Source organism: Neptunomonas sp., from assembly GCF_016744175.1.
In the GTDB taxonomy this organism is placed as follows: Bacteria; Pseudomonadota; Gammaproteobacteria; order Pseudomonadales; family Balneatricaceae; genus Neptunomonas.
This window is the reverse complement of the sequence record NZ_JADGEV010000004.1, coordinates 94,089-120,408: the sequence shown is the minus strand read 5'-3', so window position 1 is coordinate 120,408 and position 26,320 is coordinate 94,089. Positions and strand designations below refer to the sequence as shown.

Genomic DNA, 26,320 nt, shown 5'->3' with positions numbered 1-26,320 from the left:
TTAATCAATAATTAGCATAAAATATCAATATCACCCACCAAACTTAAAGAACATTTCAATAATGGATAAATCAGATCGAAAAATTGTCTCACTGCTTCAAGAAGATGGTCGTCTCAGTAATGTAGATCTCGCGGATAAAATTGACCTGTCGCCTTCACCTTGTCTAAGAAGAGTGAAAAAACTTGAAGAGGATGGTGTCATTACAGGCTACTATGCTGCACTTGATCGCCAACGAGTCGGGTTAGGTATGACTGTTTTTGTTGATGTCAGCCTTGATAATCATCGTGATGAGGCTAGCGTGCAGTTTGAGTGCGCCATTTTAGCGATGGATAATGTCATCAGTTGCTTTGTTGTTTCTGGCGCATCTGATTATCGTCTTGAAGTAGTGGTATCAGACTTGTTGAATTACGAAGCGTGGCTTAAAACACTCCAGCGCCTTCCTATTGTTAAAGACATACAAAGCAATTTCGCTATTCGTGCCGTTAAAACGTCAACATCATTACCGATTAAGTACTAACAGCTTCTAGTTTTTCTTTTTTCTCATTGCTCAATCTTATACAGTCTCGCCCAGCATCTTTGGCATCATAAAGTAAATCATCGCTACGCTTAAAGAGATCTTCCACTACCTTATCTGTATCTAGAATCTCAGTGACACCAATGCTAATCGTGTAACGGATGCTTAAACCATTAAATAGAACAGCATTATGTCGATTTGCATATAGAATGCGCTTAGCTAGGTTCAGCGTTTCCTTCAAAGACGTATTGGGCAACAACACAACAAATTCTTCTCCACCATAACGTGCAAATAAATCGGTATTGCGTAGTAAGCCTTGAGTAACACTCGCGAGGGAACGTAAAACCTCATCTCCAGCTTGGTGTCCGTACTTGTCATTTACCTCTTTAAATAGATCAATATCCATAATCATTAATGAGAATGGCTGATGATATCGACGGGCTCGATCAAATTCTTTTTCCAAGCTTTGCTGAAACACATAGCGATTGCTAATACCCGTTAAGCTATCTAGTTCAGCTTGTATTTTCAGGCTTTTCTCAGCTATTCGGCGCTTAGCAATCTCTTTTTGTAGCTTGGTGGTTAAAGAAAATAGATACCAACTAACACCCACAGCTATTACAAATGGAATAATAAGCAGCTGAATCCAGTGCTTATACACTGTCCATAAATCCTCACTTTCGAACTGTTTATAGAGAAATTTATCCAGGTCATATTGGTCGATTAATCCTAAAGAACGATATGTATCTGCTATTTTCCCCCAGCGCTCTTTGTTGATATATCCAATTTCAATTACATCAGGATTCATTAGTTTTTTTATTTGCTCTGCTTCATAAATAAGGAAGTTTTTATCATAAAAGTTATTTCTTGTTTTGTATTTGGCCACAATGAGCTCAGCAATTTCTTCGGTATTCTCCATTGCATATTTCCACCCCTTTAAACTGGCGGCACGAAATTTTTGTACCGTTTCGGGGTGATTATCCAACATGTTTTGGCGCGTAAATAATAAGTCGCCATAAAAATCTACCCCATAGGATCTAGGCTCAATATGAACAGGGATATGTCCAGCTTTTTTAACGAAATAGGATTCGTCAGTACTATAGGCTGGAATGAGTTGAGTTTTGCCTGTTAAAAGATCATTCAATTCCCAGGTAGGAAAATGATTATTGAGTCCTTTTAAATTTATACCTGCCACTTTTAATGCAGCAATAGCCTCAACATCTGTCCGCTGATTTCCCTCACCTGGTAAATTAAGTGAAATAGGACGTGTGGTACCGATGCTTTCTAAACGCTTCAAATCATATTGGTCAGTGGTTAAAAAGGTGTATGGGGAGTGTTGCATGATGTTTGCTAAAACAACAAATGGAAGGCCTTGCCCATGGTTTATTAACAAATCAGTGCGAGTAGAGCCAAACTGAGCCCTATCAAATAGCACTTCGGCTTCAGGAACAACCGCATGCCCACTACTATCATACCCTCCATCTTTTATATTAACGCTTAGCCCTACATCTTTATAAAAACCTTTTTCCAACGCTGCATAATACCCTGCGAATTGAAATTGGTGGTTCCAATGCAACTGAAGAGTTACAGTAGTTAGCTCTGCTTTCGCTTTCGCCTGCAGCCCAAGGGGGAAAAACAAAACCATAACTGTAACTACACTAGCTACTTGGCGGCTAATCTTAAAAGTTATAAATTGATACACGCTCATCATCCTTAATATTACATGAACAAAGCCAATTGTACTTATCAGCATAGCAGAGAGAAAAAATTGCACTACTATTTTACTTTGTTCGCTTTGCATTTCTGGTAGAGTTATCTTTTAAATAGCACTACCAATTCTTAATAGGAGCAGTAATGGGCTTGTTAAAATCACTACTGGGCATCTTTACTGCAGAAAGTGATCCAGTAACCTCACCTACAACAACATCACAAGAAGAGTACAAAGGCTACCTGTTATCTGCTTCACCAGCAGCAGAAGGCGCACAATTTCGCATCAGTGGCTTCATAGAAAAAGGGGAAGATAAAAAGCACACCTTTATTCGAGCTGATGTTCTGCCAACGTCTGAACTTTGTGTAAAAGAAACGTTTCGTAAAGCAAAGCTAATGATTGACCAACAAGGAGATAATATTTTTAATTAGATTTATTAAAAATACATCCGTGTATTTTTAATATGTTGAATTTACGCGCTCATACAGTATCGATGAAAATTCATAACAACAAGGAGGGCTGTCTATCACAACCCTCTTAGATGAATTGCTTACCCTCCTTTTTTAACACTGCGCTGCTTATTAACTTTCTTGTTTGTTTTCCCTGCAGCTTTTTTACGCGCAGTAGCCGTTGGACGGTTTGAAAGCTTCTGTTTCATTGTTACAGCATCTTTCTTCGCTAACGCGGCTTTCTTATGGGCCCCACTAGCACGCAAATTACGTACTTTTTCTTCTGCAGGTACTAGCTGCCAATCAGCATTACCTATTAAGTCCCCACGACCCATTTTTTCTAACACTTCACGCAGGCGTGGCCAGTTATCTGCATCATGATAACGTAACAATGACTTTTGAGATCTTCGCTGTTCAAGCTCGCGAGGTATGTAGAGTTTCTCACTCTTATAACTCACTTTTTTCAATGGGTTGCGACCAGAGTGGTACATGGCCGTAGCTAATGCCATGGGGGATGGATAAAAAGTCTGAACCTGATCTACTCTAAACTGATGCTCTTTTAGCCACAAAGCAAGATTCAACATATCTTCATCTTCACAACCCGGATGAGCGGCTATGAAATATGGGATCAGATACTGCTTTTTACCGGCTTCTTTCGAGTATTTATCGAACATCTTCTTGAACCGGTCATAAGTGCCCATGCCCGGTTTCATCATTTTTGTAAGCGTCCCCTCTTCACTATGCTCCGGTGCAATTTTTAGATAGCCGCCAACATGATGAGTTACGAGTTCTTTTACATATTCTGGGTCTTCTACAGCCAGGTCATATCGAAGACCTGAAGCAATAGCCACCGTATGAACGCCTTTGAGTGCTCGTGCTTTACGGTATAGCTGTGTTGTTTCGCTATGATCCGTTTTCAGGTTTTTACAGATCACAGGATAAACGCATGACAACTTACGACACGATGCCTGTATCTCAGCATCATTACAGTTAAGGTGGTACATATTAGAGGTAGGGCCACCCAAGTCTGAAATCATACCGGTAAAACCTGGTACTCTGTCGCGTATATCCTCAATTTCTTTAATAACCGATTCTTGTGACCGACTTTGAATCACACGCCCTTCATGCTCCGTAATTGAACAAAAAGTGCAACCGCCAAAGCAGCCACGCATGATATTAATCGAGAACCGAATCATGTCATATGCCGGTATTTTTTGGTCGCCATATTTTGGATGCGGAATACGCTGATAAGGCAACCCAAAAACCGCATCCATCTCAGAGGTCTCAAGCGGAATTGGCGGCGGATTAGCCCAAATTTCTCGCTTTCCATCTCGCTGCACTAATGCTTTTGCATTGTGAGGATTAGATTCTAAATGCAAAATTCTAGACGCATGTGCGTACAACACTGGGTCTTTAGTAACTTTTTCTAATGATGGTAAACGGATATAAGTTTTATTACTGTCTAGCCTTTGCTTGCCTTTAAGAGGCTCAGGAATAATCCTCAGGGGCATGACTTCTTGCGGGTCACTTTTCGCTTTATCTGAGGCGCATTTTGATGGTTCAGCAATATATTCATACGGGTTCTGGAAATCATCTATATGTCCTGGCCAATCAACACGAGTCGAGTCGACTTCAATGTAACCTTCAGGAACAAATTCACGCACGACAACCGTACCACGTAAATTATTTATATCTTGTATTGGCTCACCGGCAGCAAGGCGATGAGTTAAATCCACGATGGCACGTTCGGCATTACCATAGAGAAGAATATCAGCACCAGAATCGACCAGCACAGAGCGGCGAACTTTATTACTCCAATAATCATATTGAGCAATACGACGCAAACTGGCTTCAATTCCGCCAATAACAAGAGGAACATCTTTGTACAATTCACGACAGCGTTGAGAATAAACAATGACAGCTCGGTCAGGCCGTTTTCCTTCAGCACCGCTTGGTGTGTAAGCATCATCGTGACGTACACGCAAATCAGCCGTATAACGGTTGATCATTGAGTCCATGTTCCCAGCCGTCACCCCAAAATACAGATTAGGACGACCAAGTTCATTAAAGTCATGAGTTGAGCGCCAATCAGGCTGAGCAATAATACCAACGCGAAAGCCTTGTGCCTCCAAAACCCGCCCCATAACGGCCATGCCAAAACTGGGATGGTCAACATAGGCATCACCTGTGATTAAAATCACATCACAGCTATCCCAGCCTAGTGTTTCCATTTCTTGGCGGGTAGTTGGGAAAAAAGGAGCGGAACCGAAACACTCGGCCCAATAGGGAGTATGTGAAAAAAGGTCGGGAGCTGTTCTTATCATGGAATAATAGAAATCTTGTTGGGTTAACCCACAATTATCCCAGAAATCTAACAGCCAGCCTAGTAATATAAAATATTCTAGATGAAATTATTGCATCATCAAACTCGTTACTTTGCCCTTATTATTTATTAATTGGATCACTTTATTATTTTTCTGAGACAACGTAAGTGGCTTAGACAGTTCTTTTAATAATAAATGTTCCTGGTACATTATTACTTTGGAACAGTATTTTTTTGTAGAAGATAACGCCTCTACCTCAAGTTGAGAGCTCGTGATTTTGTAATGACCTTTAAACCAATTACAGCCTGAAAAACCGGTGAGCTCTACCTCGTTATCAAACGTCAGCGTCAATGTCAGATACTCCATGAGGCCTCGTCCGGCAACGGTTTTAACAGACCATGACGTCGCTTTCAGAGAAGCGATTGGATCTCCCGTCACTGATACATTACCAATTGGAACTGAAGGGTTACTTTGGCACCCTGCACAGATAAAAGAAACAACAATTAAACCTATAATCCTTAGCATTTTATTAACCCTATCCTTATGAGTTACGCATAAACAATATAGCCTATTTTTTTTTAATCGCAATAAAAAACCCTGCACTAGGCAGGGTTTATTTGATGATGAAAACTATTACAAATCAATAACGTTAAAATCAACTACAGAACTAATATCGGCGTCATAATCGACGCCTTTAACTGAAAATCCAAATAGTTTCAGAAATTCTTTTTTATAATCAGCATAATCTGTTAAATCAAATAGATTCTCTGTTGTTACTTGTTCCCAAAGGTTCATACAAGGGTTTTGTACATCGTCACGTAGCTCCCAATCATCCATACGGAAGCGGTTGTTATCATCTATTGCACCAGAATCGCCATACAGTCCTGTCCGGAACAGACGGTCGACTTGATCCATGCACCCTTCATGAAGCCCTTTCTCCTTCATGATTTTAAAAACCATTGATAGGTACAAAGGCATGACCGGGATAGCTGAACTGGCCTGAGTAACTACAGACTTAAGAACACCGACATTTGCTTGTCCGCCATTAGCAGACAATAGCGTGTTTAACTCTCCCGCCGCACGATCAAGGTCTTGTTTTGCCTTACCAAGTGCGCCATCCCAATAAATGGGCCACGTAATTTCAGTACCAATGTAGCTATAGGCAACGGTTTTACAACCATCAGCTAACACACCGGCATCATTTAACGCATGAACCCATAGCTCCCAATCTTCGCCGCCCATAACGGTGACGGTATTGGCTATCTCTTCTTCGCTAGCAGGCTCAATCTCTGCATTGATAATGATGTCTTTATTCGTATCAATAGCGGTGGATTTATACGACTCACCAATAGGTTTAAGCACTGAGCGCACTACTTCGCCAGTTTCTGGCATTTTACGAACAGGTGAAGCTAATGAGTAAACAATGAGATCGATTTGACCCAAATCTTCTTTAATCAACTCAATTGTTTTCTTTTTGGCATCATGAGAGAACGCATCACCATTAATGCTTTTTGAGTATAAGCCTGCTTCGATAGCTTGTTGCTCAAAGGCTGCAGCGTTATACCAACCTGCTGTCCCTGTTTTTTTCTCTGTTGCTGGCTTCTCGAAGAAAACACCAATCGTTGCAGCGCCTGAACCAAATGCTGCTTCAATACGAGAAGATAATCCATAACCACTGGACGACCCAACTACCAAAACGCGTTTAGGCCCATTTTCTATCTGGCCTTTCTGCTTAACAAACTCAATCTGCTCTCGCACATTCTGAGCACAACCCGTAGGGTGAGACGTAGTACAAATGAAACCACGGATCTTTGGTGTAATGATCATGACTGGCAATAATCCCTTTCAATTTATTGGAAATATTCTATGCGACACCTTACCCGATTTCGGCAGTATTGGATAGCAAAACACCCGCACTAGCGGGTGTTTGCTTTGTTCTATAAAAGCATTTTCAATTAGCTAAAGGCCGATTCTAAATGCTCATCTGTAAAGGCCATAATTGCTTTACTACCCGTGGTAACCATTGATGAATAACTTACGTATCGTGGCAATACTTGGTCCATATAGAACAAAGCGGTAAGTTGTTTAGCTTCAAGGTAAGGGTCACTTTCACCTTGCCCCTGTTTGCTTTCAGCTGCTAAGCCACCACGCAACAACTGCCATCCGCCACATAATGTACCCATCATCATCATGTAGTTATATGCGACGGCTCCCGAGAAGTACTTGTCATCTGCAGAGTCAGACAGTAACTGCTTCGTAACCGTTTTTACGACATCTAAAGCACATTGGATTTTTTCAGCACTGTCTCTAAAACGTGCTGATTCACGCGCTTCTACCAGCGTTGCTGATATCTCATCCATAACAGACTCTGCAGCAGATCCGTGGTCAGATAATGTTTTTCGTCCGACAAGATCTAAAGCCTGAATGCTGTTAGTCCCTTCATAGATAGGCAAGATACGTGCATCACGAAAATGCTGCGCCGCTCCTGTTTCTTCTATAAAGCCCATCCCTCCATGGACTTGCACACCCAATGAAGTTACTTCTTGAGCCACTTCAGTGCACCAGCCTTTAACGATAGGTGTCAAATATGCTGCACGTGCCTTCTCTTTCGCTGCTATTGATTTATCTTCAAGTGCATGAGAAAAATCTAGACTAGCACATGCATCATATGCCAATGAGCGACCCGCTTCAGTAAATGATTTCATAGTCATTAACATACGACGAATATCCGCATGGCGTAAAATAGGCCCGTCTTCTTGGAAGCCCACAGCTTTACCTTGTGTTCGATCACCTGCATACCAAAGTGCTTGCTGGTAAGCACGTTCAGAAATAGCGACACCTTGTAAACCAACCGCTAAGCGTGCGTTATTCATCATGGTGAACATGCAAGCAAGGCCCTTCCCGGCTTCACCTATTAAATAGCCTATGGCACCCGTATTTTCTCCAAACGCCATGACACATGTCGGGCTAGCATGGATACCCAGTTTATGCTCCAAAGAAGCAGCTTCGACATCGTTACGTTTGCCCAAGTCGCCATTCTCATTTACTAAAAACTTAGGAACTAAGAATAACGAAATGCCACGAACACCTGCGGGAGCATCAGGAAGGCGAGCTAATACTAAATGAATAATGTTATCCGCCATCTCATGGTCGCCCCATGTGATGAAGATTTTCTGGCCACTTATTAGATAGTGATCACCTTCTGGAATTGCTTTGCTACGTATTGCAGATAAATCCGAACCGGCACCTGGTTCAGTCAGATTCATAGTGCCTGTCCATTCACCGCTAATCATTTTTGGAAGATACAAATTCTTTAGTTCATCGCTACCATTTAAATACAAAGCTTCTACAGCGCCTTGGCTTAATAGCGGACACAAACCCCAAGACATATTAGCGGACTGCCACATCTCCATAACTGATGTAGATAAAGAATAAGGCAAACCTTGTCCACCGTATTCAGGATCAAATTGTAAAGACCCCCAGCCGCCCTCAGCGTATTGCTGGTACGCTTGCGCAAAACCATCAGGAATTTTTACCGTACCGTCTTCAAGCTTAACACCCTGCTCATCTCCTACCGTATTTGTGGGTGCTATAACTTCTGCTGACACCCTACCCGCTTCTTCAAGAATAGCGCTAACCATATCAGGAGTCGCATCTTCAAAAGTAGCAAGTTGTGCTAATTGAGGCATGCGGGAAATATTTTCCAGAATAAACTGCATGTCTTTTACCGGAGCTTTATAATCAGCCATATCTCATCTTCTCTCTGTAGCCAAGTTAGGAGACCATTTAATTGAAGCGTACTACTCGCTCCGATCAGGGAATTCACTTATTCTATCATAGAATTTTAAATCACTAATAATTTCCCCTAATACTTTGGATTAGAGGGATATTTTTACTCAACAACTATTTTGGAGATGAAAAATGCAGGACCTTCACGGTTATTATCTAGAAGACCTAGAAGTAGGTATGAGCGACTTTTATGCTAAAACCATTTCTGAATCAGACGTATACATGTTTGCAGGCATATCAGGCGATAACAACCCTATCCACATTAATGACGAATACGCAAAAACAACGCCTTTTGAAAAAAGAATCGTCCACGGAATGTTCAGTGCAGCCCTTATTTCAACAGTTGCGGGCACGCGCTTACCGGGTCCTGGTGCAATTTATATTGACCAACAAATAAAATTCCGTGCACCTGTATTTATTGGTGACACTGCCAAAGCAACACTAACGATTACTGAAATTGACCAGAAGCGCCGCCGCGTGACAGCAAAGACTGACGTTCATGTTGGTGAAAAACTTGTCGCGACAGGATCTGCCACTTTTATGGTCGATCGTAAAGAAGCTGTTTAACTCTCAGAATTGAACACGCCTGAGGCCAGATATTTCTCTATTTTTGGCCTCATCACTCTCTGAGAACACCGTCCCTTGGCATAAATAACATCCATTCTCTTTTAATAAGTCACTCTGCGTTTGGTCCGATACCCCTGATGCAACAACATCTATATTCATCTTTTGTGCCATATCGATTATGGCCTGAATAACAGGCAGAGCCCCTTGTTCTAACGCCCCGACAGTTTTCTTATCAAGCTTTACATGTGTAATAGGTAAGCGATATAGAAATGCTAATGATGAACTTTGCGCACAAAAGTCTGAAAGCATGATCTTAAGCCCCAATTTTCGTAACTGTACTAAGCCTTGAGTCACCAATTTATTATCTAAAGATTGAGCTCCACTCACTTGTAACATTACAGTAGTAGGATCAATACCTTGGTCACTTAATAATGTGCTAACAGATGAAATAAACTCATGACAACTCAGCTGTCGTATAGAAACACTTATCACTAAAAACAATGAATTGTTCTTATAATCAGACACTTCAATCCAACTTCCTAACTGCTCACAAGACTGATCCAACAGATAACATTCAAGCAAGCCGGTCATGCCATTTTCTTCCGCTACCGGCATATACTCTGAAGGCTTGATAATACCAAGCTCAGGACTATCCCATTGCAGTAACGCCTCAATACCTGCCACTTTTCCCATTTCTGTATTTATTACAGGCTGATAGATGACCCGAAACTCATGATGAGCGATTGCTTTTTCAAGAAGCTGCCGCATCTGATGGCGACGTTGAATACCATTTGATAACTTTTGGTTGAAGTAAACAAAGGTACTTTTCCCGCTTTCTTTCGCTTCATACATCGCTGCATCAGCATGCCTCAAAATTGCATCGACACTTTCCCCATCCGCAGGAAAACTAGCGATGCCTATACTGGCAGTGACTCGTATATCACCAAGCTCTTCTAAATTAAATGATTCAGATATAGCCGAAATAAGTTTGTTAGCAACAAGCTCTAATTCAACATCGCCAGCTTCAACTAATAAAAATTCATCGCCGCCAAGTCTGGCAATGCTTAACGCACTAGAAAAGCGAAACTGTAGCCGATCGGATAATGCTCTTAGTAATTTATCTCCTTGATCATGGCCATAGTAATCGTTGATTGTTTTAAAGTTATCTAAATCGATAAAGAACAAGCTGAAGGACAGGCCTTTCTCAGCGAAACCTTCCAGCTGCTGGAGAATTCCGTACCTGTTTTTTAATTGTGTAAGCGGATCAACTAGCGCTAGGTGCTTATGGTGTAATTCACGCTGTTTACGCTCTGTAATATCAAACTGTCGAACCACCAACACACTTCCATGGGCACCTTGGTTGACCCTTAGGTTAAGGTAATGCCACTGTTCACCGAATGGCGTTGGCAAGAAAAGCTCCGCCTCATACTCTCCACTTTCAAACGTTTCTTTCCAAATTTCATCTGCCTGTCGAACAGAAAAAAATAGCTCATGAAAATGTTTAAGTGACTCCCCATACAAATCAGTAAACATTGGATTGACGCTTTTAAGACAGCCTTTATCATCCCATAGAGAAACAGTTGTAGTTGATAAGTGCAGTGACAGTTCCGTTTCAAGTAACTCACGAGTAACAACCACTTGAGCCAACATGGCAATACGGCCATCATTTAATTTGACGCCAGAGTAATGACAGTAGATCTCTTTTCGCTTGTTGTTTGGAAACAACGTCCACCATTGAGTATGTTCATGCCCACGACCATATTCAATTAAATTATTGCTCAGTAGTGCATATATCGCTTCGGACATATTTTTCTGAAAATCACGCTTGTATAGCTCTTTTTCAGTCTCAGCTTCCCAAAAAATCAATGCTTGGTCGTTTGCCCAGCGAATCCTGAAACACTCAATATCATATACCCAAATTGGGTTCTGTAATGATTTTAAGGCGACAAGTGAATCTTCAGTTAGCAAGGAATACACCCTCAGAATTAAACAAATTATTGCAAAAAAGAGATAGCCGCAGACATGCTATACCATTAAAAATGAGTAATCCGCTCTATCAATATCTAATTATAAGCCAAAAAAAACGACCCGAAGGTCGTTTTTTAAAACTACCGAGAATTACTTCTCGTTTGCTTGATCCCGTAATAAGAACTTTTGAATTTTCCCCGTTGATGTTTTAGGAAGATCACCAAAGACAATTTTCTTTGGCGCTTTAAATCGCGCCATATTATCTCGACAAAAAGCGATGACTTCTTCGGCGGTAATTTCTTCGCCTTCCTTAACCTTTACAAAAGCACACGGCACTTCCCCCCACTTCTCATCTTGTTGCGCGACAACGGCCGCCTCCATGATAGAGCGGTGACGATAAAGTACGTCTTCAACCTCAACACTAGAGATGTTCTCTCCACCAGAAATAATGATATCTTTAGAGCGATCTTTAATATCAATATATCCATCAGCATGCCATACCGCTAAGTCACCCGAGTGTAACCAACCACCCTCAAAAGCCTCATCTGTTGTCGATGGGTTTTTCAAATAGCCTTTCATCACTAGGTTTCCACGCATGAATATCTCACCAATGGTGGTACCATCTTGTGGTACTGGCTCAAGTGTTTCAGGGTGAGCCACCATTAAGTCTTCCTGCATAGGCACTTTAACGCCCTGTCGTGACTTCAGGCGAGATTTCTCTTCTATGGTTTTTTCATCCCACTCATCATGCCACGCACAAACCACTGACGGTCCATAAGTTTCAGTCAATCCATATACATGAGTCACGTTAAAGCCCATTTCTTCCATGCCTTGAATAACAGATGCCGGAGGCGGTGCCCCAGCTGTCATTACTTTAACTTCATGATGAATATCTGCTTTCATTTCATCAGGTGCATTATTCAGCATATTCAAAACGATCGGCGCACCGCAAAAGTGATTAACTTTATCTTTACGAATAGCATCATAGATATCGTCAGCGCGAACATGCCGTAGACAAACGCTAATACCGGCACAAGCAGCAAGCCCCCAAGGAAAGCACCACCCGTTACAATGGAACATTGGTAGTGTCCACAGGTAAGAAGGATGAGAACCCATATTCCATGAAATCAGGTTACTGACAGCATTTAAGTAAGCGCCACGATGATGATAAACCACACCTTTAGGGTTGCCCGTTGTGCCTGAAGTATAATTTAAGGTTATCGCATCCCATTCGTCTTCAGGCAAAGACCAGTTAAAGTTTTCGTCACCTTGTGAAATAAAAGCTTCATAGTCCATTGAGCCTATCAGCTCACCACCTTCATAATACAAATCATCAATATCAATAACGACAGGTTTATGCTGAATCATTTTTACTGCACGAGAGATCACTTCGGAAAATTCACGATCAACAAAAATAATTTTGGCTTCGCCATGCTGGAGAATAAAGGCAAGTGCTTCAGCGTCCAGACGGGTGTTTAATGCATTAAGAACAGCGCCAGCCATTGGCACACCAAAATGTGCTTCAAAAAGTTCGGGGATATTAGGCGCCATAAAGGCAACAGTCTCGCCTTTCTTAATCCCATTTTTTGTCAGTGCGCTTGCTAGTTTAACGGTACGCTTATAAGTCTCTGACCACGTTCGCCTTGTGTCTTGGTGAACAACAGCTAAATGGTTTGGGTAAACACTCGCAGAACGCTGTATGAAAGATAAAGGGCTCAATGCAGAATAATTAGCTTCATTCTTATCAAGACCCATAATGTAAGGATTGTGGTTATTGTTTGACATTATTTTCCCTTTACTCTCTGTGAGTTAGATACACTTAAAAATTTACCGCTTCATCAATGCATTAATTCAACTAAAGATAAGCATAAACCCCTATCATCGATTAATGATACGCAATTTCCCTTATTACACAACCTAGCCTAAAGTCATACTATATTCAGTCATATACGCAGCATATACAAACCAAGAGATAAATATGCACGAAAGCAGCCCACATGACCTTAGAAAGTATCGGGAAGAAGCTGATAGATACCGTTTACTCGCAGAACAATCTACGGACATGATCTCTCGACACACAGCCACTTCTGAATGGGTTTATATTGATGTAAATCCTGCTGTAGAAGGTGTTTTAGGCTACACCGTAGAAGAGATAATTGGCATGAAAGGCTATGATCTTTTCCACCCAGAAGATGCCGATAATTTATTAAAAAGAGCAGAAAGTGTTCACTATCGCCGAGGAATGTACACCAATACTTACAGATACCGGCATAAAGAAGGACACTATATATGGCTAGAAACAACGAGCAAAACCATTCGCGATAATGAAGGCGTTCCCGTCGAAATTATCTGTGTTTCACGTGATGTTACCGAACGAGAAATGGCTCAAAAAGCCATACGCCGCTTGGCCCGTGTTGTTGAGGCATCAAGCGATTTGATTATGTTTTGCAATCATGAATCTATGCAACTCACCTACTTAAACGAGTCTGCTTATAGGACTCTTGGCAGTGAAAAAGAAAATTTAGTCGTTTTCTATCTCGACCAAATATTTGAAGATGATATTTTTAATACATTGGTTCAAGATGCTCTAAACCACGCAGCCCAACACGGCACCTGGTACGGAAGTGTGCCTATAAAAATGCCTGAAAACCACAATAGAACGGCCGAAATTCGAGAAGTAATTGCACACCGAAATAGCACGGAAAACATGCAGGTTGAATATTACTCAATTATTGGTCGTGATATTACGCTAAAGCGCCGCGCAGAAGAAAACGCAAAACGCCAGCAGCTTGAGATGGCCCATATGTCTCGCTTACTTTCTGTGGGTGAAATGGCAACAGGGCTTGCCCATGAAATTAATCAGCCACTGGCAGCGATTCTTAATTATTGTAGAGGCAGTTTAAGACGTCTTGAAGAAGGCTCTTCTGAATCGAATCTCCCTCAAATAGCACACTCAATGCAACTGATCACTAAACAAGCAAAACGCGCAGCAGAAATAGTTAAACGAATGCGTAGCTTTGTAAAAAGAACAGAGTTCCAAAGAGTGGAATTCTTTGTAAATGATTCTTGTGTCGATGTAATTGGCTTCCTTAATCAAGAAGCAAGCGACTATAATATTACCTTTAATTTTGAATTAGACCCTGAAGATCCGCAGCTTCTGGCTGACAAAATTCAAATTGAACAGGTATTATTAAATTTAGTACGTAATGCTATTGAAGCTTATAACGAGTGTGAGAAAACATACCGACCAGTGATTATTACAACCAAGCACACAAATGGATATATTTATATTTCTGTTAAAGATGAAGGTAACGGAATTTCAGAACAGGGACTAGAAACACTTTTTGAACCTTTTATCACGTCTAAATCGACAGGTTTAGGAATGGGCTTGGCGATTTCACAAACAATTATTGAAACTCATGGCGGACAACTATGGGCTGAAAGTGATGGAAAAAACGGTACTCAATTTCATTTTAAAGTTCCGGTAAGGACAAGTTAATGACTCAAAGAGCAAGTGGTACAGTATTTATCGTTGATGATGATAATGACTTTAGAGATTCAATGAAGTGGTTACTTGAATCCGATAATTTTCATGTGATCGGATTTAATTCTGCTCAAGATTTCTTAAATCGATATGATGGCGATATGGGCTGTATGCTCCTTGATGTGCGTATGCCTGAAATCAATGGATTAGCCCTCCAGCAAATTATGATTGAGCGAGGAATTAAACTTCCGATTATCGTCATTAGTGGCCACGGTGATATACCCATGGCTGTCAATGCTATGAAAAACGGGGCACTAGACTTCATCGAAAAGCCATTCGATGATGAAGTATTATTAAGGCTTGTTGAACTTGGCCTACAGCGTGCTACTGAGATGTTTAAAGATAATATCGCCCTCACTCAGTCCCGTACAAATTATGACTCTCTTAGCAAACGTGAGAAAGAGGTCATGGCGTTAGTTGTCAGTGGTAAATCTAATCGCGAAATTGCTGAGACATTAGGCATTAGCCCGAAAACTGTTGAGGTTCATCGGGCACGAGTAATGAGCAAGATGAGAGCATCAAGCTTACCTGATCTTGTTCAACAGGCGAATCGTCTTAATGTTGCTTAGATCATTACCACTTGAGCGTTAGTTTTTAGCTATTGTCACTCACAAAATCAACAACGGCAGAGATCATGCTTTCTCTTGCCTCAAAGTGTGGAACATGACCACACTTTGGCAAGAAAAGCGGCTCTGCCCTTGCCCCAATTCCTTTGCAAATATCACTTACTTGCTCCGGAACACCATAGCAATCATCCTGCCCCTGAATAATGAGTGCAGGACATTCTATACGAGACAACCATGGTCGAAAATTCATAGGAAACTTACGTTTCCTTAACCATGTTTCATGCCAAGCTCGGAACAGTAGATCAGTTCGCTCTCCATGGTATCTTGCAAGCTTATCTTTCAAGTTGGAATTTTTATAACGCTCAACAGCCTCTTTTATACCCGCAGTCGTCAGATGATCTATATATATATGTGCAGCTTCAGTCACTACCCCTTTTACTTTACTCGCCAAGGTAGCAGCACCAATCAAAGCAACAGATCCACCATCACTATGACCGATGAGGATAACGGAATTTAGTTCTAACTTATCGACCAATCGAGGTAACCATACCTCTCCCTCTTCAACTAGGTAGTCATCATCTCTAGGCAAGGTTATCGTTGAAGATAGACCATATCCTTGACGCTCATAAACGACAACATCACATCCTGTTTCAGCCGCAAGCTGCTCAGGAATATCTTTCCACATGGCAATACAACCTAGCGCTTCATGTAGAAGAATCAACGTTGGCCGGTCTGAATGCGACTCTACATGCTTACCAAGGCGGATTGAAAGCGTTACCCCGTGACCCATCTCCAATAACTGGTTACTCCAAAACACTGTCATGTTACTGCTCCGGAATTGAATAAGTAAGGGTGACATGTGCTACCGGGTCATTTTCACCCCGAGAGGTGATATACACTTCCCCTACACCAAGTCGTTTGCCGACCTTTAATGTTTCAGCTCTTGCTATAATGTCCATGTCAGCTTTTGGGCGACGTAGAAAATTAATATTCAAATTGATAGTAACGGCTAATGCAACAGGCCCTATTCGACTGAGTAATGCGGCATACATAGCCACATCAGCTAACGCCATCATTGCAGGACCTGACACGGTTCCTCCAGGACGCAAGTGTTGCTCATCAATAGGTAGGCGCATTTCTGCCCAACCATCACCTAAGTTTTCCAGTACTCCATACTGATCACCTTGTGGGAACTGTTCAGCTAAGAAGGCTTGCATCTCATCAAAATTCATTACTTGTGTCATTAAAGGGCCCCGCTGTTTATTTATTGGTAACAGCTAATGTGACTGTAGCTTTGGCTACTAAAACTAGAGAGCTATCATCATCTCCACTACCTACTTTCTTTGTGTATATTTCAGACTCAGCAATAATCAACATTCTTCCCGGCTTCAGTACACTACTACGACAAATTAGCTGCCCTCCCTGAGCTGCACGTAATAAATTTATTTTGAATTCAGCTGTTAGTACTCGCTGCCCTTCTTCTATTAAAGTAACGGCGGCAGTTCCTGCTGTGTGATCTGCTAATGTTGCTTGTACTCCTGCATGCACGTAGCCATCCTGCTGCTGATGCATCTTATTTAGTCCTATGTGGCTGTGACAAACGCCCTTATCTAACTTATCTAGATGGCATCCCAATGATGTGATGAAAGGGGCGCTGTCAAAAACTCGCTTGGCTTCAATAAATGAAGGACTCATACTGTTCTCCTAACTTGTAACCAACAGTTCACATTAAATCTCATCGCGTGCATGATTACGCAGTATGAAACGCTGAATTTTTCCACTTGCCGTTTTAGGAAGTTCGCTAAAAAACTCAATTTCACAGGGCAAGTGGTGAGATGATAAGCACTCGCAAACTATCTGCTTTAAGTCTCTTTCCAATTCGAGGGAAGGTTTAAAATGTTGCTTAAGCACGACATAAGCCTTGATAATTGCACCATAAGAAGTATTTGGCTTGCCGATAACACCCGATTCGGCCACCGCTTCATGCTCTAACAATGAACTTTCTATATTAGTAGGCCCTACACGATAGCCAGCGGTTGTAATGATATCGTCATCTCGCCCAACGAAAGAGTAGCTTCCATCTCCGTGACTAACAGCAACATCTCCCGTCAAATAATAACGCCCTTTAAAGGGCTGTTTTTCATTCCATGTATACCCTTGGAAAAAGAACAGTGGAGACTGTTTAACATCCACTGCGAGCTGCCCAAACTCATGCTTATTAACTTCTTCATAATGCGTATCTAACACTACCATCCTGTGCCCTGGCAAAGAGAACCCCATTGATCCAGTGCGAAAACAAGGCTGCTTAATATCAATATAATTACAACACGACATACCCGTTTCGGTCTGACCATAGTGATCCATTACAGAACATCCCAAACGACGCTTAGACCAAGCATTCAATGCGGGATTAAGAGGCTCACCCGCACTACTCGCTACACGAAGCTCTAAACACCCATGCTCAGCCAATGTCCTGTCATTAGCCATGAGCATTCGATAAATAGTGGGGGAAGCAGAAAAATTTGTAATCCCGTATTTACGGATCATTTTAAAAGTAGATTCAGGGGTAACAAAGTTTTCATTAAAATGAGTACCATTACCGAGCAACAATGGGCCAATAACCGAATAATACAATCCATAGGCCCAACCAGGGTCCGCCACATTCCAATATGCATCGTCGGAGCGTAAGCCAATGGCATATTTCATATACACGTAGAAAGATAGAATCGCGCGAGCAGGAACGGCCACGCCCTTAGCTTTACCTACAGTTCCGGATGTAAACATTTGTAAGAATGGCTCATGAGCACTAATGCGCACCGGCTCAAATATGTCTGATTGCCTTGAAAGCTCAGCAGAAAATGACATATCTCCTTCTCTTGCCGCTCCCGTCATTAAAATTGTAGGGCAATGTTTGACTGAATCTAATTTACTTCGATTGTTAGCATCGGTAACAATTAGTTTGGTATCCGCCGTGCTTAGGCGATAAGCGATAGCACCTGAGGTAAACTCTGTAAAAAGAGGCTGGTACACAGCGCCTGCGCGTAAAGTACCCAGAATCACGATCATTAAATCGGGCGTTCTCGATAACAGAGCAGCAACTCGGTCACCTTTTCTAATACCCTGAGCGTGTAAGAAGTTAGCAAACTTAGCTGATTCAGATTGTAACTCTTCATACGTATGTTGGCTCGAAGAGGAATTTAGACCTTCATAGAATAACCCAACACGGTCAGAAGCTGCCCAGCGGTCACATACTTCTTCACATACATTAAAACCATCTCCAAGATTGCCTATTAGCTTCTCTTCGATGAATGCTGGAGTAAAGCTGTCATAAAAAGACTGGTAGTCTTTGCTTCTCATTATTCTTCTCTTATTATCGTTCTTTTGAAGAGTATTTGCGTATCTAATACCTGTTCATGAAAATAGTCCTGCAGCGGAAAAGTCTGATATTTCCTCACGGCTATAACCTAAATTTTCAAGAATTTCTTCGTTATTTTGTCCGCATAAAGGAGCCGATTCAACGTCGTCAGTAACCATTCCTGATAACAGAGGTGTTGGCTTAATTTGTTTAACACCTGAAGGATTTTTCACAATAAGCTTTCGTGCAACAGCATGCGGGTGCACAATCGCTTCATCCATTGCTAAAACAGGTTCAACACAAGCATCAACATTGATAAAACACTCACTCCAATAAGATTGAGTTTTTTTAGCGAAGAGTTCAGCAAGGCGTGTTTTTAAGTAAGCATCATCATCCTTCATCCACTCCGGATGCCCTACCACCTCAAGCAGCACTTTTCTAAATTGCGGTTCTAAACTACCAACAGCCATGTAACGATCATCCGACGTTAAATAGTAATCGTATAAGCCGGCACCGTTTAGAAAATGCCCTTCTGCATTTATGGGGGCATCTCCATTGACTACACTCGGCATCATGAGTGGCTGTAGTGCCATGCACTGGTCACTCATAGCAATATCAATATATTGCCCCTTGCCACTGTAGGAGCGCTGAATGACTGCTGCAAGAATTGCCATGACAGCGGGCTGAGATCCTGCTGCCACATCTGCAATTTGAACACCAGACAACAACGGTCCACTGTCCTTTTTACCTGAAGATGCTGAAATACCACTCAGTGCAAGATAATTAATGTCATGCCCTGCTCGATCTTTGTAGGGACCTGACTGTCCATACCCTGTGATGGAACAATAAATAACACGAGGGTTTATTTTAGAAAGACTTTCATAACCCAAACCTAAACGGGACATTACACCAGGACGGAATTGTTCAACGACAATGTCATAATTTTCTAATAATGAATGAATGATATCCAAACTTTCAGGTTTTTTAAGGTTAATCGCTAGTGAACGTTTTCCTCTGTTGAGGTATTCAAAAGCGGCTGATTGCCCTCCAATTTGAGGCTCCATTAACCGAACTAAATCAGGACGCGATGGTGATTCAACACGGAGAACATCAGCACCCATATCAGCGATGAGCATCGTGGCATAAGGCCCGGGTAATAACGTTGAAAAATCGAGTACTTTTAAACCTTCAAGTGGTTGCATCAAACTAATCCCTATCCTAAGACAGTGAATACCTCACGAGAAGAATCCGTGGCTATTCATTATTATTTTTATGGATGTAAACAGCATATATATCCACGTCAATTACACTAATGTAAGGCATTATGAGTACCTTCCTTTAAGTGTTAACCCCTAATTTTATATCGTCAAATCATATAAACGTAAAGAACTATTCACACTTTCCCTTACGTATACGTAAAGAAAATAATAAAAACCTTTTAAAACAGAGGCATGCGTAAAATATATTCTTGTTAATACTAAAGAATATAGAGAATTATACTTTTCTTTGATAAAGCGCAGTTTAATACACTTATAACGTTGATCTCTAAGCTAGAGTCGTTAGAATGCGCGCAGACAAACTCGAGAACTTATAAGAATGAAAAAAATACTCGTGAGTGCCTGCTTTTTAGGTCATAAAGTTAGATACGATGGCCAACACAGCTTGCTCGAACACCCGCAGCTCACTGAATGGCTTAATGAAGGACGTATTGTTCATTTTTGCCCAGAAATGGCCGGAGGTTTACCTACCCCACGCTTACCCGCGGAAATAACATCACGACACCCCGTTATGGTGGTTGATATAAAGGGTGAAGATGTCACACCTCAATTTTTGCATGGTGCAGAACTAGCAGTAGATAAAGCGAAAGAAGAAGGCGTATGTTGCGCTTTACTTAAAAGCCGAAGCCCATCGTGTGGAAACCGAGAAATCTATAATGGGGAGTTTAATGGAACCATCACCCCAGGCAGCGGCGTTACCGCCTTTGAACTCCAGCGTCATGGTATTCCTGTTTTTAATGAACGAGAAATAGATCAGCTCATTCAGTTTATTGAAATGCAAGATGATCCTGAAGAAATCCACCCAGAAGAACGCTAAAACCCGTTAAAGGCTAACAGTACTACTATTAGCCTTTTTGTCTAAACACTCAAAACACCACCCTAGTCACGATAAATTGTTTCGATTAAATGAAACCCAAATTTGGTTTTCAAGGGGCCATGAACTGTTAACAACGCTTTCTTAAACACGACATTATCAAACGCTTTTAACATAGCCCCAGGTGAAAACTCCCCCAAATCCCCTCCTTTTTTTGCTGAATTGCATATCGAGTGCTTTTTCGCAAGAGAAGCAAAATCTGCCCCTTTAGCCAATTTTTTTTTTAACAACTCAGCTTCTTCTTTAGTTTTCACTAAAATATGACGCGCGCCTGCTCTTGCCATTGTTATTTTCCCAAAACTTACTAAAAAATATATTTTGTACTTTTATAACAATAAATTTCTATAAATCTTAATCATTATAATAAATTAAATACACTCAGGTCTTCTTTCCTTCCCAGTTACTTACCTGAATACTAATTTTGATAGAACATTCTTATTTATGATAGTTAACCTTCCATAACACTAACCTTTAACTGTTAATTAAGTGAAGCTCACCTATCAACGCTAAATCTAACAGTAAAAATCATGACCTTACCCTTCCCTGAAGCTAGAACTCACGACTACAAGCAATGGACAAAAGGAATATTAAGTCAATGAGACACAGCGAGCAAATAGAATTCAACAAAAGACATCCCTTAAACTGTCAACAATAATATACAATAGTAGTGTATACACAGGGATATTTTGGCATATAATTTCAAATAACCAATTAATTGTCGACAATATTACAAAGCAGTTACTGGTTGCACAATGGTAACTTCCTAAGGATGGTTTGCAGAAATACGCTTGCATAATGAATATTTTAAAAAGGTCTACGTGTTTTTTGTATACCTACACACTGATAAAACAAGGAAATTTTAACTATGTGCGAATATGAAAAAATGACGAACGAGATAATGCCAGAGTTTCAATCTTGCTATCTTTTTAGTAGAAAAAATATAATCGAGGAGTTACTGAATGGGAAAGCCATTACTTACTATTTATATTTATCGCGCAGTATCTAGGTTACGAAAAATCTTACGTTTCCCAAAACAAAAAGCCAAAGAACTAAACAGCAAACAGCCTATCGAGTGGGCTGTCGACATTGACCCAACGATTCTGGCACAAGTCTTAGATAGAATAGCATTTCCTACCTTTGTTATTAGTAATGATCATATCATTTTGTTCTGGAATAAAGCGCTTGAATCTTTGTCTGGTTTAAAGCGAGAAGATATGATTGGTACTACTAAACAATGGAAACCTTTTTACAGCACCTCTCGTCCCTGCCTAGCGGACCTTATTGTCGAAGGTGGTCATGATGAGGCAATCGAACGTCACTATAGAGGAAAATACAAGGCATCTGGGCTTATTCCCGAATCATATGAAGCAGAAGATTTTTTTCCTGAATGCGGCGAGCAGGGAGAATGGTTGCACTTTACTGCAGCAAGCCTTCTTAATAGCAAAGGCAATATTATCGGAGCAATTGAAACACTGACTAATATCAGTGCACGTAAAAAAGCTGAATTAGAGCTGATAGAACGAGAACGCATCTACCAACAACTAAGCATTACTGACGCGCTAACTGGGTTAAAAAACTCTCGACACTTTGCAGACAAAATTGAAGAGGCCTTAGAAAACTCAAAACGATACTCCCACAGCTTCTCACTTTGCTTCCTTGATCTTGATAACTTCAAAATTTTAAATGACACACATGGTCATTTAATAGGGAACAGTATCTTGGCTATATTCGGCAAATTGATAATAGATTGCCTTCGTATAAATGACTCCGCTTATCGCTATGGCGGCGATGAGTTCGCCCTTATTTTACCCTCTACCGACTACACAAGCGCGATTAATCTTGCAGACCGAATAAGAGAAAAGGTGTACAAGCATATTTTTTCGGCTACAGACACTCTGGTGACTGTAAGCATTGGTGTCACAGAGTACAAAATGGGTGATGATGCCCAAGCTATATTTAGTCGAGCTGACGTAGCATTATACGAAGCAAAAAAACTCGGTAAAAACCGCACTATCTACCAATGTTGAATCATCCCCCTATGAAGGAGTTTCTCATAAGCCTAATGCTAGTGTTTTCGCAGGATTGTTAATTGGTGGTAACGTTAGATATTACGCTTAATTAATTCTAGACTGTGCATCTAAAATAAAACCAGCAGACACCTTTCAAAAATGCGCATCTGCTAGATTAAGTGTAAATCAATACAATGATGAGTATAGATTAACTTGATGGTTGCTTTACGTGTGTTTTTTCTTTACCTCCAAGTCGACGTAATATCAATGCCTTCTTTCTATCATGGTCTGCCTTATTGAGCTTTTGATATCGCTGATTTTGACCATGAGGGTCCAGACAGTTTTCCATCTCAACCCAAGCATTTTCTTGGTCGTCATCGCCAACCTGTAGCGACATAACATGTCGCCGAGTACACTCTAGTTCACTGAGTTGCTTCGGCAAATTATTTGCCTTAGCTAAACCACTAAGGCTAATTTGCTGCGCTTTCGCAAGACGTAAATCCCTACGGTACTGAGTTACTTCACTTAATGCTTTTCGCAAAGCAGTTTTCATTATCTGGATACGTTTATCCATGCCCTTGCGCTGCTCTTCAAGATGACTATACATCTCTTCATACTGGAGAATATCAGACGCAATTTCATCTAGTAAATCATTATCGGCATTATCCTCAAGCAATACTTTAGCCTGATCTTCTCGCTTTAGAATAATCTTGTTAAGTGATTCTATTTCTCTATTAATTTGGCTATGAGCCACTATAACTTCACTCATCGCTTGCTTACGCTGTAGAATTGACTGCTCTACATCAACTATTTCTTGCTCAAAAACACGAACTGCATTTGCGTCGAGTAATACTTCGGCAGATTCTCTTGCAGCACCCCTAGCCAGGGTAGCCAATTTATTAAATATTCCCATGATGCTCCCTTACTACGTCATTTCGTTAATCATTTTGGTAGTTCTGGCTTCGCTAACCTTATTAATAAGTCGCTTAGCTTCGTGCTGGTCACGCATCGTTTTAGATAATGTGATTGTTGAGCTGATAAGAAATAATGAACTTAATGCAAAATAGCCTTTAATTAAAAAGCTACCGGGCACTAAAACGATACCCGCAACAACAGCCACAATAGCAATGGCAAAACTGGCTTTTACATAAAACAACCAGCCATCAGATATGCTTTGAATTTCATGATCTTTCATTGTTACAACTCCGTGTATTAAATAAGAACACCAAGCATTAACGAATTGCTTTTAAACGAGAAGGTGAAACCGAAAAGGTGTATTAGGCAATACCTTTGGGGTAGATAGATAAACCTAATGTAAGAATTTTTATTTACGCCATACCTAATATTAGGCAGCTAGCCATTTCAACATTTTTCGCATGACTATTTTTACACTCTTCTTCCATCGCTTATCTACATCTCCAAAAGAGAAAATACCTTATTAATAAAAAATCTTCATCAATCCTTCCATTAAATTCATTGGATTTATATAACGTAGTATTAGACACTCAACAGACTAAATTTCTGTCTTTGCCCTAGGGCGACCTATTAGACAGGCCGAATAACAAAAAGCTACAAGGCATGGAGATGTTCAATGTCGGGTTTTAATAAGGTAGTAAACAGCTACGAAGAAGCAATGGCAGGACTCAAGGATGGCATGACAGTCATCGCTGGTGGTTTTGGTCTTTGCGGTATTCCTGAAAACTTGATTGCTCAAGTAAAAAAGATGGGCACTAAAGACTTAACTATTGTTTCCAACAACTGCGGTGTTGATGGCTTTGGCCTTGGAGTCTTATTAGAAGATCGTCAGGTTAAAAAAATGGTTTCCTCTTACGTTGGCGAAAATGCCTTATTCATGAAGCAGTTATTAGCAGGTGAGTTAGAAGTTGAACTAACACCACAAGGTACCCTCGCTGAAAAAATGCGTGCTGGTGGAGCTGGTATCCCTGCTTTTTATACCGCTACTGGATATGGAACACCTGTTGCTGAGGGTAAAGATGTTCGTGAATTCAACGGACGTAACTATATTCTTGAAGAATCGATTACCGGCGATTTCGCTATTGTTAAAGGCTGGAAGGCAGACAAATTCGGCAATGTCGTCTATCGCCATACCGCCCAAAACTTTAACCCAATGGCCGCAACTGCCGGGAAAATCACTGTAGTGGAAGTGGAAGAAATTGTAGAGCCAGGTGAATTAGACCCTGCTCATATCCACACACCGGGCATCTATGTTGATCGTCTCATAGTAGGCACTTTCGAAAAACGCATTGAACAACGCACTGTCCGTACGTAAGAGGGTTTTAAAGATGGCATTAACACGTGAACAAATTGCAATCCGTGTCGCCCGCGAACTGCAGGACGGCTTTTATGTAAACTTGGGTATAGGCATTCCTACTCTCGTAGCAAATTACGTTCCTGAGGGGATGGAAGTTATGCTGCAGTCTGAGAATGGTCTCCTTGGAATGGGCCAATTCCCAACAGAAGACGAAATTGATGCCGATATGATCAATGCCGGTAAACAAACAGTCACGACTGTTACTGGTGCATCAATATTTTCTTCAGCAGAGTCTTTTGCCATGATCCGTGGCGGGCACGTAGATTTAACCGTATTAGGTGCATTTGAAGTGGATACTTCAGGCAACATCGCCTCATACATGATTCCGGGTAAGCTCATTAAAGGCATGGGCGGAGCAATGGATTTAGTCGCCGGTGCTGACAATATTATTGTAACCATGACGCATGCATCAAAGCATGGGGAGTCTAAACTTTTAACTAAGTGCTCTCTACCTTTAACGGGTGCAGGATGCATTAAGAAAGTGTTAACCGATCTTGCTTACATAGAAATTGAAGACGGTGCTTTTATCTTGAAAGAAAGAGCACCTGGTGTTTCTGTAGAAGAGATTGTTTCAAAAACTGAAGGGAAAATGATTGTGCCTGATCATGTCCCTGAAATGGTTTTCTAAGAGCGCTGCCCTAAATTACTGATATAGCGCTTTGCCCGAACTTCGCATGTGCCAAGTTCGGGCTTTTTTAGAGAACTTTACTCATCTCTTTAATGATTTTCCAGCCACCTTTAACCTTAACCAACTCCATGTACTTATTGCTTATATCGCTGTAATTTGAAGCGCTGTATTTTTGTCTGAAATTCACTTGCACATAAATGACGTCATTAGAAATAACTTCTATATTATCAAGCACTATTTGTATCTGCTTTGCGTTCTTTATACGACGCGTTCTTTGTTTAGCCCATTGTTTATGATTGTCATATTTAGATTTATAACCGGGAACATAAAAATCTAAATACGCGGCAATATCTTGATTAGCCCATGCTTCAGCCCATTTATCAAGGCTTGCTTTGACTTCAGCTCCAACCAGCATAGCC

24 protein-coding genes and 1 pseudogene are annotated in these 26,320 nt (G+C 41.0%); 9 read left to right on the top strand and 16 right to left on the bottom strand.

What is annotated here, in order from left to right; translation table 11 throughout:
• The first annotated feature begins 61 nt into the window (after positions 1-61).
• Positions 62-517, top strand: a complete 456-nt coding sequence (locus tag QZZ55_RS02985) for an Lrp/AsnC family transcriptional regulator (RefSeq protein ID WP_293265153.1) — start codon at positions 62-64, stop codon at positions 515-517.
• On the opposite strand, the gene QZZ55_RS02980 is transcribed toward QZZ55_RS02985, so the two are convergent.
• Entirely contained in the window at positions 507-2,213 is a 1,707-nt protein-coding gene (locus QZZ55_RS02980) for a GGDEF domain-containing protein (protein WP_293265151.1), read from the bottom strand. The two genes, QZZ55_RS02985 and QZZ55_RS02980, sit on opposite strands and share 11 nt — an antisense overlap.
• Positions 2,214-2,365: 152 nt before the next feature.
• On the opposite strand from QZZ55_RS02980, the gene QZZ55_RS02975 reads away from it, so the two are divergent.
• Positions 2,366-2,650, top strand: coding sequence for an HlyU family transcriptional regulator (locus tag QZZ55_RS02975; RefSeq protein WP_293265149.1), 285 nt, complete (start codon positions 2,366-2,368; stop codon positions 2,648-2,650).
• A 119-nt stretch (positions 2,651-2,769) separates the two neighbouring features.
• On the opposite strand, the gene QZZ55_RS02970 is transcribed toward QZZ55_RS02975, so the two are convergent.
• The 4 genes from QZZ55_RS02970 to QZZ55_RS02955 all read right to left on the bottom strand — a co-directional run bounded on the left by QZZ55_RS02970 (position 2,770) and on the right by QZZ55_RS02955 (position 8,741).
• Complete coding sequence (locus QZZ55_RS02970) at positions 2,770-4,992, bottom strand: YgiQ family radical SAM protein (protein WP_293265147.1); 2,223 nt, start codon at positions 4,990-4,992, stop codon at positions 2,770-2,772.
• Positions 4,993-5,079: 87 nt separating this feature from the next.
• Positions 5,080-5,517, bottom strand: a complete 438-nt coding sequence (locus tag QZZ55_RS02965; protein ID WP_293265145.1) for an META domain-containing protein — start codon at positions 5,515-5,517, stop codon at positions 5,080-5,082.
• A gap of 108 nt (positions 5,518-5,625) precedes the next feature.
• Entirely contained in the window at positions 5,626-6,819 is a 1,194-nt protein-coding gene (fabV, locus tag QZZ55_RS02960) for an enoyl-ACP reductase FabV (RefSeq protein WP_293265143.1), read from the bottom strand.
• Between the two features lie 128 nt (positions 6,820-6,947).
• Positions 6,948-8,741 (bottom strand): acyl-CoA dehydrogenase, encoded by a 1,794-nt coding sequence (locus tag QZZ55_RS02955; protein ID WP_293265141.1) that lies wholly within the window; start codon positions 8,739-8,741, stop codon positions 6,948-6,950.
• Between the two features lie 172 nt (positions 8,742-8,913).
• On the opposite strand from QZZ55_RS02955, the gene QZZ55_RS02950 reads away from it, so the two are divergent.
• Entirely contained in the window at positions 8,914-9,348 is a 435-nt protein-coding gene (locus tag QZZ55_RS02950) for a MaoC family dehydratase (protein ID WP_293265139.1), read from the top strand.
• A 3-nt stretch (positions 9,349-9,351) separates the two neighbouring features.
• On the opposite strand, the gene QZZ55_RS02945 is transcribed toward QZZ55_RS02950, so the two are convergent.
• Together QZZ55_RS02945 and QZZ55_RS02940 are read right to left on the bottom strand one after the other, a co-directional pair.
• Entirely contained in the window at positions 9,352-11,316 is a 1,965-nt protein-coding gene (locus QZZ55_RS02945; RefSeq protein WP_293265137.1) for a bifunctional diguanylate cyclase/phosphodiesterase, read from the bottom strand.
• Between the two features lie 150 nt (positions 11,317-11,466).
• Entirely contained in the window at positions 11,467-13,101 is a 1,635-nt protein-coding gene (locus tag QZZ55_RS02940; protein WP_293265135.1) for an acyl-CoA synthetase, read from the bottom strand.
• Positions 13,102-13,294: 193 nt separating this feature from the next.
• On the opposite strand from QZZ55_RS02940, the gene QZZ55_RS02935 reads away from it, so the two are divergent.
• Together QZZ55_RS02935 and QZZ55_RS02930 are read left to right on the top strand one after the other, a co-directional pair.
• Positions 13,295-14,815: a PAS domain-containing sensor histidine kinase gene (locus QZZ55_RS02935; protein WP_293265133.1), complete on the top strand. Its 1,521-nt coding sequence runs from the start codon at positions 13,295-13,297 to the stop codon at positions 14,813-14,815.
• A complete protein-coding gene (locus tag QZZ55_RS02930; protein ID WP_293265131.1) occupies positions 14,815-15,429 on the top strand; it encodes a response regulator in 615 nt (204 codons plus the stop codon). The genes QZZ55_RS02935 and QZZ55_RS02930 overlap by 1 nt, the downstream gene beginning before the upstream one ends.
• 25 nt (positions 15,430-15,454) lie before the next feature.
• On the opposite strand, the gene QZZ55_RS02925 is transcribed toward QZZ55_RS02930, so the two are convergent.
• The 5 genes from QZZ55_RS02925 to QZZ55_RS02905 are packed head-to-tail and all read right to left on the bottom strand — an operon-like array spanning position 15,455 to position 19,983.
• On the bottom strand, positions 15,455-16,249 hold the full coding sequence (locus QZZ55_RS02925) for an alpha/beta hydrolase (protein ID WP_293265129.1): 795 nt from the start codon (positions 16,247-16,249) through the stop codon (positions 15,455-15,457).
• Position 16,250: 1 nt separating this feature from the next.
• Positions 16,251-16,670, bottom strand: a complete 420-nt coding sequence (locus QZZ55_RS02920) for a PaaI family thioesterase (protein WP_293265127.1) — start codon at positions 16,668-16,670, stop codon at positions 16,251-16,253.
• Positions 16,671-16,686: 16 nt separating this feature from the next.
• A complete protein-coding gene (locus tag QZZ55_RS02915; protein WP_293265125.1) occupies positions 16,687-17,121 on the bottom strand; it encodes a PaaI family thioesterase in 435 nt (144 codons plus the stop codon).
• A 33-nt stretch (positions 17,122-17,154) separates the two neighbouring features.
• Positions 17,155-18,783: an AMP-binding protein gene (locus tag QZZ55_RS02910; protein WP_293265123.1), complete on the bottom strand. Its 1,629-nt coding sequence runs from the start codon at positions 18,781-18,783 to the stop codon at positions 17,155-17,157.
• Between the two features lie 54 nt (positions 18,784-18,837).
• Entirely contained in the window at positions 18,838-19,983 is a 1,146-nt protein-coding gene (locus QZZ55_RS02905; protein WP_293265121.1) for a CaiB/BaiF CoA-transferase family protein, read from the bottom strand.
• Between the two features lie 394 nt (positions 19,984-20,377).
• Here QZZ55_RS02905 and QZZ55_RS02900 point away from each other — a divergent pair, with 394 nt between their 5' ends.
• Positions 20,378-20,875 carry a DUF523 domain-containing protein gene (locus tag QZZ55_RS02900; RefSeq protein WP_293265119.1) on the top strand — a complete coding sequence of 166 codons (498 nt, stop codon included), beginning with the start codon at positions 20,378-20,380 and terminating at the stop codon, positions 20,873-20,875.
• A gap of 62 nt (positions 20,876-20,937) precedes the next feature.
• Here the strand turns inward: QZZ55_RS02900 and QZZ55_RS02895 are convergent, their stop codons facing one another.
• Complete coding sequence (locus tag QZZ55_RS02895) at positions 20,938-21,216, bottom strand: peptidylprolyl isomerase (protein ID WP_293265117.1); 279 nt, start codon at positions 21,214-21,216, stop codon at positions 20,938-20,940.
• 675 nt (positions 21,217-21,891) lie between these two features.
• Between QZZ55_RS02895 and QZZ55_RS02890 the strand changes: the two genes are divergently transcribed.
• Positions 21,892-22,959 carry a sensor domain-containing diguanylate cyclase gene (locus QZZ55_RS02890; RefSeq protein WP_293265115.1) on the top strand — a complete coding sequence of 356 codons (1,068 nt, stop codon included), beginning with the start codon at positions 21,892-21,894 and terminating at the stop codon, positions 22,957-22,959.
• A 190-nt stretch (positions 22,960-23,149) separates the two neighbouring features.
• Here QZZ55_RS02890 and QZZ55_RS02885 read toward each other — a convergent pair whose 3' ends face one another.
• Both QZZ55_RS02885 and QZZ55_RS02880 read right to left on the bottom strand, forming a co-directional pair.
• Complete coding sequence (locus tag QZZ55_RS02885; protein WP_293265113.1) at positions 23,150-23,854, bottom strand: PspA/IM30 family protein; 705 nt, start codon at positions 23,852-23,854, stop codon at positions 23,150-23,152.
• Between the two features lie 12 nt (positions 23,855-23,866).
• The gene (locus QZZ55_RS02880; RefSeq protein ID WP_293265111.1) at positions 23,867-24,136 is read right to left on the bottom strand and encodes a YiaA/YiaB family inner membrane protein; all 270 of its coding nucleotides are present in this window, start codon (positions 24,134-24,136) and stop codon (positions 23,867-23,869) included.
• 396 nt (positions 24,137-24,532) lie between these two features.
• Between QZZ55_RS02880 and QZZ55_RS02875 the strand changes: the two genes are divergently transcribed.
• Positions 24,533-25,231, top strand: a complete 699-nt coding sequence (locus tag QZZ55_RS02875) for a CoA transferase subunit A (protein WP_293265109.1) — start codon at positions 24,533-24,535, stop codon at positions 25,229-25,231.
• Between the two features lie 13 nt (positions 25,232-25,244).
• Positions 25,245-25,901 carry a 3-oxoacid CoA-transferase subunit B gene (locus QZZ55_RS02870; RefSeq protein WP_028470864.1) on the top strand — a complete coding sequence of 219 codons (657 nt, stop codon included), beginning with the start codon at positions 25,245-25,247 and terminating at the stop codon, positions 25,899-25,901.
• 67 nt (positions 25,902-25,968) lie between these two features.
• Here the strand turns inward: QZZ55_RS02870 and QZZ55_RS02865 are convergent.
• Positions 25,969-26,320, bottom strand: a pseudogene (locus QZZ55_RS02865) (hypothetical protein); the annotation flags it as partial.